The sequence below is a fragment of the Phaeobacter sp. JH20_02 genome, from assembly GCF_048056915.1.
Taxonomy (GTDB): domain Bacteria; phylum Pseudomonadota; class Alphaproteobacteria; order Rhodobacterales; family Rhodobacteraceae; genus Phaeobacter; species Phaeobacter bryozoorum.
This window is the reverse complement of record NZ_JAYMVP010000028.1, coordinates 712547-726048: the sequence shown is the minus strand read 5'-3', so window position 1 is coordinate 726048 and position 13502 is coordinate 712547. Positions and strand designations below refer to the sequence as shown.

Sequence of the window (13502 nt, the reverse complement as noted above, 5' to 3'; positions counted from 1 at the left end):
TTCACTGGACAAGCGCCGCCCGGCTGCGCCATCAATGCCCAAACCTAGGAGCGGGGAGAGGGCCACCATGGCAGCAGCAGGCAATTCCGGTGGAACAGGCGGCACAACGGCAGACCGCAGGGGTCCGCTGGATATCGACGATCTGGCCGCGCGGATCCTGAATGGCGAACGCCGCGCCCTGGCCCGAGCGATCACGCTGGTGGAAAGCGGGCGCGCCGACCACCGCGAGGCCACCACCCGCCTGCTGGACAGTCTGGCCCGCGAAAACCGTCAGGCTCTGCGCATCGGCCTGTCCGGCACGCCGGGGGTGGGGAAATCCACCTTCATCGAAAGCTTCGGCATGATGCTGATCGCGGCAGGCCTGCGGGTCGCGGTGCTGGCGGTTGATCCCAGCTCGACCCGTTCGGGCGGATCGATTCTGGGCGACAAGACCCGGATGGAACATCTCAGCCGCGAAAAAAACGCCTTTATCCGCCCCTCGCCAAGCCAGACCCATCTGGGCGGCGTTGGTCGCCGCTCGCGCGAAGCGGTGGCGCTGTGCGAGGCGGCGGGCTTTGACGTGGTGCTGATCGAAACCGTCGGGGTCGGGCAGTCAGAAACCGTGGTTTCGGAAATGTCCGATCTGTTTCTCTTGCTGCTGGCGCCGGCGGGGGGCGACGAATTGCAGGGCGTCAAACGCGGCATCATGGAAATGGCCGACATCATTCTGGTGAACAAGGCCGACGGCGATCTGAAACCGGCCGCCACCCGCACCTGCGCCGATTATGCCGGGGCGCTGCGCCTGCTGCGCAAACGTCCGCAGGATCCCGATGGCTTCCCCAAGGCGCTGATGGTCTCTGCCGCGACAAAGGACGGGCTGGAGACCGCATGGGACGACATGCAGGCGCTGGCCGACTGGCGTCGCGCCAATGGCCACTGGCAGCGCCGCCGCGCCGAACAGGCCCGCTACTGGTTTGGCGAGGATGTGCGTCAGGCGCTGCTGGCACGGCTGGAAACCCCCTGGGCGCGGAGCCGCATGGCCGAACTCTCCGAAGATGTGGCGGCAGGGCAGATCACGCCGGCGGCGGCGGCCCGGGATCTGCTGGCCGGGCTGGGCGTCGGTTGAGGTCCGCACCGGCTGCCGGGAGTGGATACTGCGGCAGGCGCAGATGCTGTGATAAACGCTGGAGTCCGCGCCTCAGACAGGCTATGAGGGCGCAGACCTTGGGTGCTGAAACAGCCCGCTGGGAGGTTGTGCACGGGTTGTCCCATAAATCCGTTTCATATGGCTTGACCCTGCACGCGATTCCTCCTAAACGCATCCAACCAGTTTTCGGGCGCAGCCAATGGCCGCGCCCCTTGTAATTTGGTGCTCGATTCGAACAATGATCCACGGGCGCCCCAGATACGAAGGATGAACCTATGTCGCGCCGTTGCGAACTGACCGGAAAAGGCCCGATGACTGGCAACAATGTCAGCCACGCCAACAACAAAACCAAACGTCGCTTTCTGCCGAACCTGAACGACGTGACCCTCCAGTCCGAGACTCTGGGTCGTGGTATCAAGCTGCGCATCTCCGCGGCTGCTCTGCGCACCGTTGATCACCGTGGTGGTCTGGACGCATTCCTGGCCAAAGCCAAGGACGAAGAGCTGTCCACCGCAGCGCTGAAGGTCAAGAAAGAGATCGCCAAGGCACAAGCCGCCGAGGCCTGATCGCCAGACCCGGCCCGCAGCGGGCAGGGACAAGATTTCGAAACGCCGTGCATGACCCTCATGCGCGGCGTTTTCATATGTGTCACTGGTGTGCCTGTCTCGCCGGTCGCGCCTGCTTTGCCTGCGTCCCTTTTTCGCCTTGCAGCGGCGCGGTCGCGGGCGCATATCTCGCGGCACAATGACCTTGCTGCGTTCATATCTGGCTCTGGCCCTGATCGCTTTGATGGCCGTCACCGGCGTCAGCGCGCAGGCGGGTATGCGCGATGCTACGGGGCAGATGGTGATCTGTACCGGCACCGGGCCGGTGATGGTCTATATCGACAGCGACGGCCAGCCGGTCTCGCCGCCGATGGACTGCCCCGAATGCCTGACCTTCACCGCCGATCTTGCGCTGTCGCTGCCGCTTCCGGCGCAGAGTACCCTGCCGCGACAGCTGACGCGCGATCTGGGCGAATCCGCCGCGATCCTGCCCATGGTGCGGCTGGCGGCCTGGGCCCGTGGTCCACCGGAACTGGTGCCTCTGCGCGCGGTCTGAGCGCGCTCCACCAGACCTGAATTCCGAAGCCTACGTATCAAGGATCACGACCAATGACCTTCAAGACCACTTTTGCCGCCAGCGTCGCTGCCATCTGTTTTGCCGGTGCCGCCTTTGCCGCCGACATCACCGTGACAGACAGCTACGCCCGCGTCTCCTCCAAAGCCGCCAAGAGCGGCGCTGCCTTCATGATGATCGAAAACGCCTCCGACAGCGACGACCGCCTGATCGCAGCCAGCAGCGACGCCGCAAAGCTGGTGCAGCTGCACACCCATAAGGAAGGCGAAAACGGCGTCATGCAGATGCTGCACGTCGAGGAGGGCTTTGCCGTTGCTGCCGGTGCCACCCATATGCTGCAACGTGGCGGCGATCATGTGATGCTGATGGGGCTGACCAGACCGCTGGAGCATGGCGATACGGTCGATCTTACCCTCGTGTTCGAAAAGGCCGGTGAGGTCACCGTGACCGTGCCCGTCGATCTGGAGCGCAAGGCAGATCACGGTGCGATGAAACACTCGCATTGATCGCCCGTCTGATCTGAAACCACAGCCCTTTTTTGGCCAGCCCGCGCAGACCGCCGCTTGGGCTGGCCATTTTCTTTTTCTGCGGGCGCGTTACCATGGGCCTCTCCCCTCGCGCCAAATCGCGGCGCATCCAGCAAAGGCCGCATCCGTGACGCAGAACATTCTCTTTGTCTGTCTTGGCAATATCTGCCGCTCCCCCGCCGCCGAAGGCGTGTTTCGACTGCTCTGCCCGCAGGTCGGGACCGACAGCGCCGGCACCGCAGGCTACCATGTGGGCGCGCCGCCCTATGGCGCCATGCAGGCCGCAGCCGGGGCGCGGGGGATTGATCTGTCGGATCTGCGCGCGCGTCAGTTCACACCACAGGATTTCGCCCGCTTTGATCTGATCATCGCAATGGATGGCGACAATCTCGCCGATATCGAAGCGCTGCGCCCCGAGGGAGCCACGACGCCGGTCAGGCTGTTCACCGATTACGCCCCGGATCATGGCGCCGATCACGTGCCGGATCCCTATTACACCCGCGACTTTGACGGATGCCTCGATCTGATCGAAGCCGCCGCAGCCGGGCTGGCCAGAACATTGCGCTAAGGCGGGTTCAGTCCTCCAGCACCTTCAGCTCACCGGCCAGCCAGGGCAGGCGGTGCACCGCCGGGTCAATCATATGGCCCTGCACCAGCCGCCGCATCGTCTGCGCCACGTCGCGCGGCACCCGGTCGGCCCAATCGGCACTGGAAAACAGCGAAATTCGCCGCGAAAACGCCCCAAAGGGCAGCGGAAAGGCCTCGATCTCATCATGGAACCGGCCAGCCCGCATATAGCCCAGCGGCGTGGTGATCGCCCAGCCGATCCGCCGCGCCACCAGCGCCATCAGCGACAGATGCGAGCCGATTTCGAACCGTTCCTCAAACAGCAGCTTCTGGCGCGCCAGATGGGCCTCGATCTGCTGCGAAATCAGCTGGCTGCTCTCATAGCGCAGAAACGGCAGGGCGCTGAGGATATCCATCTCCGCCTCCGGTTTGCGCAGCATCCCGCGCGGCGCCACCAGCATGAAGGGATCGCGCACCAGCGGGTATTCGGTGATCCCCTCGCGCAGCGCACCGGAGGTGGCCGCCACGGCAATATGCAGCTCGCGCGCGTCCAGTGCGTCCAGAATGTCGTGGCTGCCTGCGGTGATCATCTTGAAACGGCAGTTGACCAGGCTCTCGGCCAGCGTGGTGGCCAGACGCGGGGTCAGATCATTGTCGAAATCATCAATCAGACCGATGGACAGCGTCGACAGGTGGTTGAGGTCAACCACGCTCAATTCGCTCTGCGCCAGACGCAGCTCGGTCAGCACCGCCTCCGTCCGCGCCAGGAAATTGCGCCCCGCCGGGGTCAGCACCATCGGACGGCGGCCGTGGTTGACCAGCTCCGCCCCCAGCGCGCTTTCCAGATTGCGCAGCTGCTGGCTGACCGCAGGCTGGCTCAGCCCGGTGAGCGCGGCCGTCTGTGCCACCGACCCGGTCTTGGCCAGCGCTTCGAACACCTCAAGCCCGCGCAGCGTCACCCCTTTCATCAACATATCTGCGGTCCTGCCTGATGGTGCGGGCGCCGTTCTGCGTCCCGTCGATGGGAAAGGGGAGGGGCGATGCGCATCGTCTGCTCAGCTGCGGTCCGTGATAGCCTCTGCCTGCGGGGCGTCTTATCCGATGTCACCCGGTGTCATCCGGGCGCCGGGTTGGACGTGATGAACTCACCCCGCCGCAGCGGATCAGCTACAGACCCGGGCTGCGTTTTCACCGAAGGATTTGTACCGTTTCCACAGCCGCTCGTCCGAGCTGCGGCTCGACTGGCGCACGACCTGGGCCTGATGCGGATCGCTGAACCATTTCGACACGGTCTTGCGTTCGCTGCGGTTGAGGCTGGCATTGGCCACCGACTGAATGCAGCGGCAGAGTGACGGCGAGGCTGCGGCGCGGTTGGACTGGCGGCAGGCCTTCTCGATGGCGCCGGCGTCGACGGGGGCAGGCATCGCACCGGTGATCATCACAGCGCATAGCGTGGCAGTCAGCAGTAGCTTCATCTTCATTGTCCCTAGAAATCTGCAAGTGCTCTGATCTGAACGGGTCTGATGCCCGCGTGTGCCGGGACTATGACGCAAGCGGCGGAGGCTTTCAATCTAGGTAAACAGCTGGTTAGCCCTCGGCGGAAACCCGCCAACGGGCAAGAGGGCCTCCGCCGCGGCCCGGGCACAGCCCAGCCGCCGCCGCGCCCATCGGTCGCCGGCCCCTCTGGTGATCTGCTATGGCGATGCGGCCCGGTCCGATAGTCCGGCCCCCCCGTTCGGGCAGCTGTTCGACCGAGCGGCCAGCGGGCGCAGGTCAGGACTGATTTGGCCCGCGCAGGGACAGGATCATCTGGCGGACCGACTTCCAGTCCTCGGCCTCGGCGGTTTTGCCAGCCTCCTGACAACGCCGCATTTTCTGCGCCACTTCGGCCTCGGCCTTGTCCCCATGCGCTGAATAGAGCGCTCGGGCATATTCGGCAGTTCTGATGGCATCCATTTCGGTGTCCTCCTGAGCAGTGGGATCCCCCGCAGCGGGGGCGCGCGTCTCGCGGAATGGCCACAGTATAGCGTATTTTCGACCCGCCCGCAGGAGGCCAGACGAATTTGCGGCGTTTTGGCGGTGTGGGGAGGGCAGGCGCGGTTTGACCTTGGGACTGGGCGGGGGCCTGTTCAGAGAACACCGAGCAGGCGCAGGCCAATTTTTACGAGTTCAAGCAACTTGGGGCCAAAATTGACCCCTGCCGCAACTGCACCACCACCTACCAAGCCAGAGAAGCGCTCCGCTCATCAACGATGCGCTTGGTGCTCAAATTGGTAGATTTGGTAGTGTCTCTGACTTCTCTAGAAAAAATTCGGTCAGCCAAATGCAACAATTCTGACGTCTCGTTGGTAAACGTGCTATGATGCCCTTCAGATTGCGGGAAGTGAAGTGACGATCCGCCTCCAAAGAAGCGAACCGAAGCCACTGTATGGGACTTCCGTTTTGTTAGGGAAATTTCCTCTGGCCTATCATTGGGCGTATACGGAGCAGAGAACAGTTCAGTTGCTTCCGAAGATGGGAGCTGGGACCCCTGAAGAACTCGCAGAATACGCAGCAGATCGGTGTCAGGTTCAGGAGAACCCTCGGAGAATTCCGCCATCCGTAAGCCCAGATTTCGCAGCACATGGCGGCCCAAAAGGATCTTTCTGCTTCTGGAAGAGACATAGCCCAACTTGCGGATCACTTTAGGGAACTCTACGCGATAAAAATGATCGTCCAATTCTACCCTCCAATCCACCTTGACCAAACCCTAAAACCAAATCATATCCCCTTGCATGACAGACCTCGCTCACATCCGCAATTTCTCCATCGTCGCCCATATCGACCATGGCAAATCCACTCTCGCTGACCGGCTCATTCAGGAGACCGGAACGGTTGAGGACCGCGATATGAAGGAGCAGCTGCTCGACTCCATGGATATCGAGCGCGAGCGCGGCATCACCATCAAGGCCAACACCGTCCGCATCGACTACAAGGCCGATGATGGCGAGACCTATGTGCTGAACCTGATCGACACCCCCGGTCACGTCGATTTCGCCTATGAGGTCTCCCGCTCCATGCGCGCGGTCGAAGGCTCGCTTCTGGTGGTCGACAGTTCGCAAGGGGTTGAGGCGCAGACGCTGGCCAATGTCTATCACGCGCTGGACGCCGACCATGAAATCGTGCCGGTCCTGAACAAGATCGACCTGCCGGCCTCTGACTGTGACCGCGTCGCCGAACAGATCGAGGATGTGATCGGCATCGACGCCTCCGAGGCGATCCGGGTTTCGGCCAAAACCGGGCAGGGCATCCGCGAGACGCTCGAAGCCATCGTGAAGAAACTCCCCGCGCCAACCGGCACCCGCGACGCGCCGCTGAAGGCGATGCTGGTGGACAGCTGGTATGACGCCTATCTCGGTGTGATCGTTCTGGTCCGCATCATGGACGGCGTCCTGAAAAAGGGCATGCGGGTCAAATTCATGTCGAACGGCACCCTGCATCACGTCGACCGCATCGGCGTGTTCCGCCCGGCCATGCAGGTGGTGGACCAGCTGGAACCGGGCGAGATCGGCTTCCTCACCGCATCCATCAAACAGGTGCGCGACACCCGCGTCGGCGACACCATCACCAATGACCGCAACGGCACCGAGGTCGCCCTGCCGGGCTTCAAACCGGCACAGCCCGTGGTGTTCTGCGGTCTCTTCCCGGTGGATTCCTCCGAGTTCGAAGACCTGCGCGACGCCATCGACAAGCTGGCGCTGAATGACGCGTCCTTCTCCTTTGAAATGGAAACCTCCGCGGCCCTCGGCTTTGGCTTCCGCTGCGGCTTCCTTGGTCTGTTGCACCTTGAGGTGATCCGCGACCGGATCGAACGCGAATATAATATCGAGCTGATCACCACCGCGCCCTCCGTGGTCTACCATGTCTACATGAAGGGCAAGGAAGGGGTTGAGGGCGAGATGATCGAGCTGCACAACCCCGCCGACATGCCCGATATGTCCAAGGTCGACCACCTTGAGGAGCCGCGCATCAAGGCGACCATTCTGGTGCCCGATGAATACCTCGGCGATGTGCTGAAGCTCTGCCAGGACCGTCGCGGCATTCAGGAAGACCTGACCTACGCCGGTTCCCGCGCCATGGTGGTCTATGACCTGCCGCTCAACGAGGTGGTGTTCGACTTCTACGACCGGTTGAAATCGGTGACCAAGGGCTATGCCTCCTTCGACTACCAGATGACCGGCTACCGCGAGGACAATCTGGTCAAGATGTCGGTGCTGGTCAACGATGAGCCGGTGGATGCGCTGTCGATGATGGTGCACCGCGACCGCGCCGAATTGCGGGGCCGCGCCATGTGTGAAAAGCTCAAGGACCTGATCCCGCGCCACATGTTCAAGATCCCGATCCAGGCCGCCATCGGCGGCAAGGTGATCGCGCGCGAGACCCTCTCGGCGCTGCGCAAGGACGTGACCGCCAAATGCTACGGCGGCGACGCCACCCGGAAGCGCAAGCTCTTGGACAAGCAGAAAGCGGGCAAGAAGAAGATGCGCCAGTTCGGCAAGGTCGACATCCCGCAGGAAGCGTTCATTTCCGCCTTGAAAATGGACAGCTAAAGCTGGCCATTTTCAAGGCGCGCGGGCGAAAGCGGTTGGCGCAGCCAATTGCGTGCCCGCCCCCTAGCGTTCTGCGGCGGAAACGAGACCTATTCAAACAGTTGCAAGACGGGGCTTCGGCCCCGTTTTCTATTTCCGGCGATTGTCAATCTCCCGCCCGGCCGAGAGGCCGGGCAGCGCCCGATCCGTGCCCACGGGCGGGCGCTGCCCTTTGGTTGTAAAAGCCGAGCGGTTAAATCGGTGGGTGCGGCCAATTGCGCGGATGCACCAAATAAGTGAAAATTCTCTGGACTCTAGAAAGGGCTATTGTACGGTTTGGAGCACAACTGTCTGTTTATTATGTAAAATGAAACCATCAACCAAGTATGTGCTCTACGTGGACGAGAGCGGCGATCAGGACGTCAAAAAGTTTCGCACTGAAGAACGGGTGCGTGGCTCTGACCCATTTCTAGTGTTTGGAGCCTGCCTTGTACCTGTGAAGTTCCAAGATGAAATAAGGCAAGCTTTGACCTCGTTTCAATGTGAAATCGGGGTCAAGCAGCTTCACAGCACAGATCTCGTTCACCTAAAGACCGCATACTTCTGTCGAAAGGTTCAGAGTATGCGTGTTTTGCTTTTTGGGCTTGTTTCTAAGAAGGAAACGCTCGGGAGTTACACGAAACAAATAGCCGACTTGAAGGATACCGAGGCTTACTACAACAAATGTGCAGCATACTTGTTAGAGCGCTTGGGCCACTTCATGTCACAGGCAGGTATCGGCCCGGAGCAGGTGGAAATTGTTTTTGAGGAGAAGAAGCATGATTACAAGAAGCTCAGGAACCTCATAGGAACTATGCAGGATACACCGCACGACGATCGGGCGCGTTACCTGTCAAGAATAGCTCCACATCGAATAAAGGCGCAGGCCAAGAAAGATGAAATCTTACTTTCTCTGGCAGATTTGACTGCGTTTAGCTTGTATCAATCTGTTTCAAAGCTTCACTCCAATTTTGGTTATCCAGAATTTCGCTATATGAGAGAGCTTCGCCCAAAGTTCTGGAACAACCCAAAGGGCAAAAAGATTGCTAATTTTGGAGTGAAGTACATTCAGGGACCATTCAAAATGAATTTGGAAGGTGATGCGCTGAGATTTGCTCTTTCTATGTACCAAGATAAGTGACTGCTTAACAAACACCTGTGGCTGAATGCGGGTCCTTCTCTTCCGCCCGGCCGCAAGGCCGGGCAGCGCCCGGCCCGCCCCCCACGGGGCGGGCGCTTCGCTTCCCACCCCGCCGGGCCGGGCGCTGCCCTCCGCGTTTTGATCCGACGCCGTAGGGTGGACAATCCTGCCCACCACCGCCATCGCCCCATGCGCCACTCTCCGCCCATTCGCGGCCTCTCCGTACCAACCCGCTGAAACCGCACCCGTTCCATGCTATCCTCAATCCCGTTCATCTGGGGAGGAGAACACCATGAAACATCTGACTTTGGCCGCCGCGATCACCCTCTTGGCGTCGCCGCTTCTGGCCGGGCAGTGCCCTGCCGATATTGCCGCCATCGACGCGGCACTTGCCGCGGGCACCGAACTGTCGGAGGCGGATCTGGCAACCGTTCAGGAACTGCGCGACGAGGGGCAGAGCCTGCATGACGCGGGCGACCATGATGCCTCGGTTCAGACCCTGGCCGAGGCCAAGGCGATGCTCGGCATCTGAGGCCCCGCAGGCCAAACAAAAACGCCCGGCGGCAAACCGGGCGTTTCCACATCTTTCGCATCCCGTCGTCAGAAGCTGTTCTGCACGTCCTGTGCGGCGCCGCTGATGGCTTGGCCGGCTTTGGAAATGTCGCGGCCGGCGCCTTTGGTGGTTTCGCAGGCGGTCAGGCCAAACAGCGCGCCCGTCAGGGCGAGGGCGGTCAGGGCGGTTCGGATCATCGCATGTCTCCCGTGGTCGATCTTGCCCAACAGATAGCAAGCGCGCGGCGCGCGTTCCAGTGGTTTGCGGGGCGATATATCGGCGGCATTTTCACGACCGCCGCCGCCCCGGCCGCCCGTCGCCCGCGCCGACCCCATCCCCCATATCCGGTGAGTACCACTTTCGGTCAAAACCGCATAGGTTGAGTCGGGTCGATCAATTTTCGTCAGCACAACCTGTCACCGATCCGGGGAGGATTTCTCAATGAACCACGCCGCTCAAAAAGACATACTGACACATCTTCGCAATGGCCTGCCTGCCGTTGGCGCCGCTTTCGGGGATGCCGCGGGCAACGTCGTACCGATGACGCCGCGCCGCGCCAGCCCGGCAGTCGCGCAGCCGTCGGAGGCGCTGCTCAGCCGCAAATGGCTGGAACTGCGCCGGGATATCGACTGCGCTCTGGCCCGGCTTGACGAAGGCTCCTATGGCTACTGCCAGATCTGTGGTGATCGCATCACCGACAGCCACCTGCGCGAGCATCCGACCACGCCGTTCTGCGCCTCCTGCGCAGGCTAGCCGCCCGCGCCGGCGATACAGGCCGGAAATGCAGGCCGGAAATGCAGGCCGGGTACCTCCAACCGAGCCCGCATTCCCCCGCCTCCGCAAGTTTGCGTTTACGAGTACCCCCGTTCCCCTGTGGACCCGCAGCAGGTCTCCGTGCTGCATCCCAACTCGCCCGCGCCTCCACGCGGGCGCTTTTCTTTCGCGGTTTTCATTGTCGGTCCGCTCGCCTAAAGCAGGGGCAACCCTGTCCTGAAGGAGCTTTGCCGATGTCCTGCGCCCTATGTGCCGCCGAAACGCCGCTTGTCGCTCATGAGGTCGCTGGCGCCCCCGAGGGCCAGCTGGACGAGGTTGCCATCTGCCAGACCTGCGCTGCGCAGGTGACGGGCGATCCGGATCCCGCACATATGCGCTGCCTGTCCTCGGCGATGTGGTCAGAAACGCCGGCGGTTCAGGTGCTGGCGGCCCGTCTGCTGGCGCGGTTGTCGGATCAGGACTGGGCGCGGGATCTCTCCGATCAGCTCTGGCTTGACGAGGACACGCGCGCCTGGGTCGATGCGGCACCTCAGCCCGGCGCCCACCGCGACAGCAATGGCGCGCCGCTGGCCCACGGCGACAGCGTGGTGCTGATCAAGGATCTGCCGGTGAAGGGCGCAGGCTTTACCGCCAAACGTGGCACCGCCGTACGCAATATCTCCCTTGTTGCCGACAACCCCGAACATATCGAAGGCCGGGTCGAGGGGCAGCGCATCGTCATCCTGACCAAATTCGTGAAAAAGAAATAGGCGTCTCACCCGCCACAACGCAGCAGAAATGCGCGCCCGCCCGTTGCCGCCCTGTCCCGGATGTGGCACAACCACAGCAACTGACTGAACAGATGAGTTTAGCATATGACTGACTTTGCCGAACGTCGCCGCATGATGGTCGACACGCAGATCCGCCCGTCGGATGTCACCAAGTTCCCGATCATCGAAGCCATGCTGGCCGTGCCGCGCGAAGCCTTTGTTGCCGATGCGCAGCGCGAGGCGGCTTATGCCGATGGCAATCTGGATATCGGACCCGGTCGGGTGCTGCTGGAGCCGCGCACCCTGGGCAAGATCCTGGATGCGGTTGACGTGCAGCCGGATGAGCTGGTGCTCGATGTGGCCTGCGGTCTGGGCTATTCCACTGCGGTGATCGCGCGGGTGGCGCAGATGGTGATCGGCGTCGAGGAAGACGAGACCCTGGCGAGCGAAGCGCAGGGCCAGCTGTCGGCCGTTGGCGCCGACAATGCGATCGTGCACACCGGTGCGCTGGTCGAGGGCGCCGCAGAACACGGCCCCTATGATGTCATGATCGTCGAGGGGGGGGTGGAAACCCTGCCGGAGGCGCTGCTGGATCAGCTGAAGGATGGCGGCCGGATGGCAGCAATCTTCATGTCCGGTCCGCTGGGAGAGGTCAAAGTCGGCTATAAGACCGGCGGCCAGATCTCCTGGCGTCTGGCCTTTAATGCGGGCGCCCCGGTGCTGCCCGGTTTTGCGGCTGTTGAAGAATTCGCTCTCTGATCCGTCAGAGAGTTCACAGGTGATCCGCGCTGACCTTGGTCCGGGCGGATCGTGACAGATCGGCGCCTGAGACCCCTGTGCGCCAGAGAGAGCAGAACGGCACTGCCGCGTCGGTAGGCCGGATCACAAGAGGCTTAAGATGAGCAATAAACTGACGGCAAACCTGGTTAAGGCCTTCGTCTTCGCAGGAAGCGCGGCACTGCTGCTGGGTGCTCCGAAACAGGCTGCTGCCGACAATCTCTCGGATGCGATGATCGGCGCCTATAAGACCAGCGGCCTGCTGGAACAGAACCGCGCCCTGCTGCGCGCGCAGGACGAAAACGTTGCCGCCGCAGTGGCGCGCCTGCGTCCGGTGGTCGACTGGGTTGCCCGGGCAGAGCGTCAGTATGTGCGCAATGGCAACGGCACCATTGCCAGCTCCAACCATGATTCGACCCTGTCTACCGGCATCGATGTCAGCTGGCTGCTGTTTGACAACGGGGTCTCCCGGCTCAGCCAGCTCGCCGCGCAGGAGACCGTTCTGGCGACGCGTCAGGCCTTGCTCGACGTTGAACAGCAGGTGCTTTTTGCCGCCGTCCAGGCCTATGTGAACGTGCTGCTGCAACAGGAGACCGTGGCGCTGCGCAGCAACAACCTGCGGCTGCTGCGCGAGGAACTGCGCGCCGCCAATGACCGCTTTGAAGTGGGCGAAGTCACCCGGACCGATGTGGCTCTGGCCGAAAGCCGCGTGGCCGGCGCGCAGGCCAGCCTGATCGAAAGCCAGGGCGACCTGCGCAATGCCCGTGCGACCTATGTTCAGGCTGTCGGCAATGCGCCGGGGACGATTGCCGGCCAGCCGCCGCTGCCGCAGCGCGTGGCCTCGCTGCAATCGGCAGAAGCCATCGCGATGCGCAATCACCCCAGCCTGCTGTCGCAGCAACACGCGGTAAAGGCTGCGGATTACGCCTCGCAGAGCAACACCCGCAACCTCGGGCCATCGGTCACATTGCGAGCCAATGCCACCCATGCCTCTGACGCCAGCGGGCCGGGAACGCGCGACACTTCCGGCGCCAGCGTGACGCTGTCACAGCGGCTCTATTCCGGCGGCTCTCTGGCCTCGGCGCGCCGTGCCAGCATTGCCCGTCTTCAGGCCGAACGCGGTGCCCTGATCACCACCCAGCGCGGCGTGACACAGGATGTATCGGCGGCCTTTGTGGCACTGGAAACCGCGCGCGCCAGCCTGGTGTCCTCGAATGAGCGCGTCCGCGCCGCGCGGGTCGCCTTTGACGGTGTCCGCGAGGAGGCAACGCTGGGCGCGCGAACCACGCTCGACGTGCTCGAAGCCGAGCAGGAGCTGCTGAACGCCCAGACCGACCGCGTGCAGTCCCGCGCCAATCAGGTGCTGGCGGCCTATGCGCTGTTGCAGGCGCAGGGGCTTCTGACCGCAGAACACCTTGGTCTGGCTGTCGAAATCTACGATCCGACGCTCTATTACAATCTGGTCAAGGATGCGCCGGCCCATGTCAGCCAGCGCAGCAAGGATCTGGACCGTGTGATGCGCGCTCTGGGCAAGAACTGAGACCTCGCAGAGCGCTCGACCG

General features: G+C 62.5%; 17 protein-coding genes. 12 read left to right on the top strand and 5 right to left on the bottom strand.

The genetic code is table 11. From position 1 onward, the window contains the following. Positions 1-67: 67 nt before the first annotated feature. The 5 genes from meaB (at position 68) to VWY34_RS17525 (ending at position 3340) form a co-directional block, all read left to right on the top strand. The gene (meaB, locus tag VWY34_RS17545) at positions 68-1105 is read left to right on the top strand and encodes a methylmalonyl Co-A mutase-associated GTPase MeaB (RefSeq protein ID WP_416541918.1); all 1038 of its coding nucleotides are present in this window, start codon (positions 68-70) and stop codon (positions 1103-1105) included. Positions 1106-1401: 296 nt separating this feature from the next. Next, positions 1402-1692: a 50S ribosomal protein L28 gene (rpmB, locus tag VWY34_RS17540; protein WP_260088093.1), complete on the top strand. Its 291-nt coding sequence runs from the start codon at positions 1402-1404 to the stop codon at positions 1690-1692. Positions 1693-1870: 178 nt separating this feature from the next. Beyond that, complete coding sequence (locus VWY34_RS17535) at positions 1871-2227, top strand: DUF2946 family protein (protein ID WP_340546167.1); 357 nt, start codon at positions 1871-1873, stop codon at positions 2225-2227. A 53-nt stretch (positions 2228-2280) separates the two neighbouring features. Then, a complete protein-coding gene (locus VWY34_RS17530; RefSeq protein WP_416535033.1) occupies positions 2281-2751 on the top strand; it encodes a copper chaperone PCu(A)C in 471 nt (156 codons plus the stop codon). A gap of 148 nt (positions 2752-2899) precedes the next feature. Beyond that, positions 2900-3340 carry a low molecular weight protein-tyrosine-phosphatase gene (locus tag VWY34_RS17525; protein ID WP_416535034.1) on the top strand — a complete coding sequence of 147 codons (441 nt, stop codon included), beginning with the start codon at positions 2900-2902 and terminating at the stop codon, positions 3338-3340. 7 nt (positions 3341-3347) lie between these two features. Here the strand turns inward: VWY34_RS17525 and VWY34_RS17520 are convergent, their stop codons facing one another. The 4 genes from VWY34_RS17520 to VWY34_RS17505 form a co-directional block, all read right to left on the bottom strand. Further along, entirely contained in the window at positions 3348-4313 is a 966-nt protein-coding gene (locus VWY34_RS17520; protein WP_416535035.1) for a LysR family transcriptional regulator, read from the bottom strand. Between the two features lie 189 nt (positions 4314-4502). Then, positions 4503-4814 carry a hypothetical protein gene (locus VWY34_RS17515; protein WP_340546163.1) on the bottom strand — a complete coding sequence of 104 codons (312 nt, stop codon included), beginning with the start codon at positions 4812-4814 and terminating at the stop codon, positions 4503-4505. Between the two features lie 298 nt (positions 4815-5112). Continuing rightward, a complete protein-coding gene (locus tag VWY34_RS17510; protein WP_027246833.1) occupies positions 5113-5295 on the bottom strand; it encodes a hypothetical protein in 183 nt (60 codons plus the stop codon). A gap of 262 nt (positions 5296-5557) precedes the next feature. After that, positions 5558-6058, bottom strand: a complete 501-nt coding sequence (locus VWY34_RS17505) for a hypothetical protein (RefSeq protein ID WP_416544169.1) — start codon at positions 6056-6058, stop codon at positions 5558-5560. Positions 6059-6113: 55 nt separating this feature from the next. On the opposite strand from VWY34_RS17505, the gene lepA reads away from it, so the two are divergent. The 3 genes from lepA to VWY34_RS17490 all read left to right on the top strand — a co-directional run bounded on the left by lepA (position 6114) and on the right by VWY34_RS17490 (position 9619). Continuing rightward, entirely contained in the window at positions 6114-7928 is a 1815-nt protein-coding gene (lepA, locus tag VWY34_RS17500; RefSeq protein ID WP_340546161.1) for a translation elongation factor 4, read from the top strand. Positions 7929-8274: 346 nt separating this feature from the next. Then, a complete protein-coding gene (locus VWY34_RS17495) occupies positions 8275-9087 on the top strand; it encodes a DUF3800 domain-containing protein (RefSeq protein ID WP_416544168.1) in 813 nt (270 codons plus the stop codon). A 292-nt stretch (positions 9088-9379) separates the two neighbouring features. After that, entirely contained in the window at positions 9380-9619 is a 240-nt protein-coding gene (locus VWY34_RS17490; protein ID WP_416546470.1) for a hypothetical protein, read from the top strand. Positions 9620-9687: 68 nt separating this feature from the next. On the opposite strand, the gene VWY34_RS17485 is transcribed toward VWY34_RS17490, so the two are convergent. Beyond that, complete coding sequence (locus VWY34_RS17485) at positions 9688-9867, bottom strand: entericidin A/B family lipoprotein (protein ID WP_416539104.1); 180 nt, start codon at positions 9865-9867, stop codon at positions 9688-9690. Between the two features lie 214 nt (positions 9868-10081). On the opposite strand from VWY34_RS17485, the gene VWY34_RS17480 reads away from it, so the two are divergent. The 4 genes from VWY34_RS17480 to VWY34_RS17465 all read left to right on the top strand — a co-directional run bounded on the left by VWY34_RS17480 (position 10082) and on the right by VWY34_RS17465 (position 13480). Then, positions 10082-10393, top strand: coding sequence for a TraR/DksA family transcriptional regulator (locus VWY34_RS17480; protein ID WP_340546157.1), 312 nt, complete (start codon positions 10082-10084; stop codon positions 10391-10393). Between the two features lie 254 nt (positions 10394-10647). Next, on the top strand, positions 10648-11163 hold the full coding sequence (locus tag VWY34_RS17475) for a PhnA domain-containing protein (RefSeq protein ID WP_416546468.1): 516 nt from the start codon (positions 10648-10650) through the stop codon (positions 11161-11163). Positions 11164-11268: 105 nt separating this feature from the next. Continuing rightward, positions 11269-11922 carry a protein-L-isoaspartate O-methyltransferase family protein gene (locus VWY34_RS17470; RefSeq protein WP_340546155.1) on the top strand — a complete coding sequence of 218 codons (654 nt, stop codon included), beginning with the start codon at positions 11269-11271 and terminating at the stop codon, positions 11920-11922. A gap of 139 nt (positions 11923-12061) precedes the next feature. Beyond that, a complete protein-coding gene (locus tag VWY34_RS17465; protein ID WP_416546467.1) occupies positions 12062-13480 on the top strand; it encodes a TolC family outer membrane protein in 1419 nt (472 codons plus the stop codon). Positions 13481-13502: the final 22 nt, after the last annotated feature.

Coding starts and splice junctions, on each gene's coding strand:
- meaB (WP_416541918.1), top strand. CDS start 68: ATGGCAGCAGCAGGCAATTCCGGTGGAACAGGCGGCACAACGGCAGAC.
- rpmB (WP_260088093.1), top strand. CDS start 1,402: ATGTCGCGCCGTTGCGAACTGACCGGAAAAGGCCCGATGACTGGCAAC.
- VWY34_RS17535 (WP_340546167.1), top strand. CDS start 1,871: ATGACCTTGCTGCGTTCATATCTGGCTCTGGCCCTGATCGCTTTGATG.
- VWY34_RS17530 (WP_416535033.1), top strand. CDS start 2,281: ATGACCTTCAAGACCACTTTTGCCGCCAGCGTCGCTGCCATCTGTTTT.
- VWY34_RS17520 (WP_416535035.1), bottom strand. CDS start 4,313: ATGTTGATGAAAGGGGTGACGCTGCGCGGGCTTGAGGTGTTCGAAGCG.
- VWY34_RS17515 (WP_340546163.1), bottom strand. CDS start 4,814: ATGAAGCTACTGCTGACTGCCACGCTATGCGCTGTGATGATCACCGGT.
- VWY34_RS17510 (WP_027246833.1), bottom strand. CDS start 5,295: ATGGATGCCATCAGAACTGCCGAATATGCCCGAGCGCTCTATTCAGCG.
- lepA (WP_340546161.1), top strand. CDS start 6,114: ATGACAGACCTCGCTCACATCCGCAATTTCTCCATCGTCGCCCATATC.
- VWY34_RS17495 (WP_416544168.1), top strand. CDS start 8,275: ATGAAACCATCAACCAAGTATGTGCTCTACGTGGACGAGAGCGGCGAT.
- VWY34_RS17490 (WP_416546470.1), top strand. CDS start 9,380: ATGAAACATCTGACTTTGGCCGCCGCGATCACCCTCTTGGCGTCGCCG.
- VWY34_RS17480 (WP_340546157.1), top strand. CDS start 10,082: ATGAACCACGCCGCTCAAAAAGACATACTGACACATCTTCGCAATGGC.
- VWY34_RS17475 (WP_416546468.1), top strand. CDS start 10,648: ATGTCCTGCGCCCTATGTGCCGCCGAAACGCCGCTTGTCGCTCATGAG.
- VWY34_RS17470 (WP_340546155.1), top strand. CDS start 11,269: ATGACTGACTTTGCCGAACGTCGCCGCATGATGGTCGACACGCAGATC.
- VWY34_RS17465 (WP_416546467.1), top strand. CDS start 12,062: ATGAGCAATAAACTGACGGCAAACCTGGTTAAGGCCTTCGTCTTCGCA.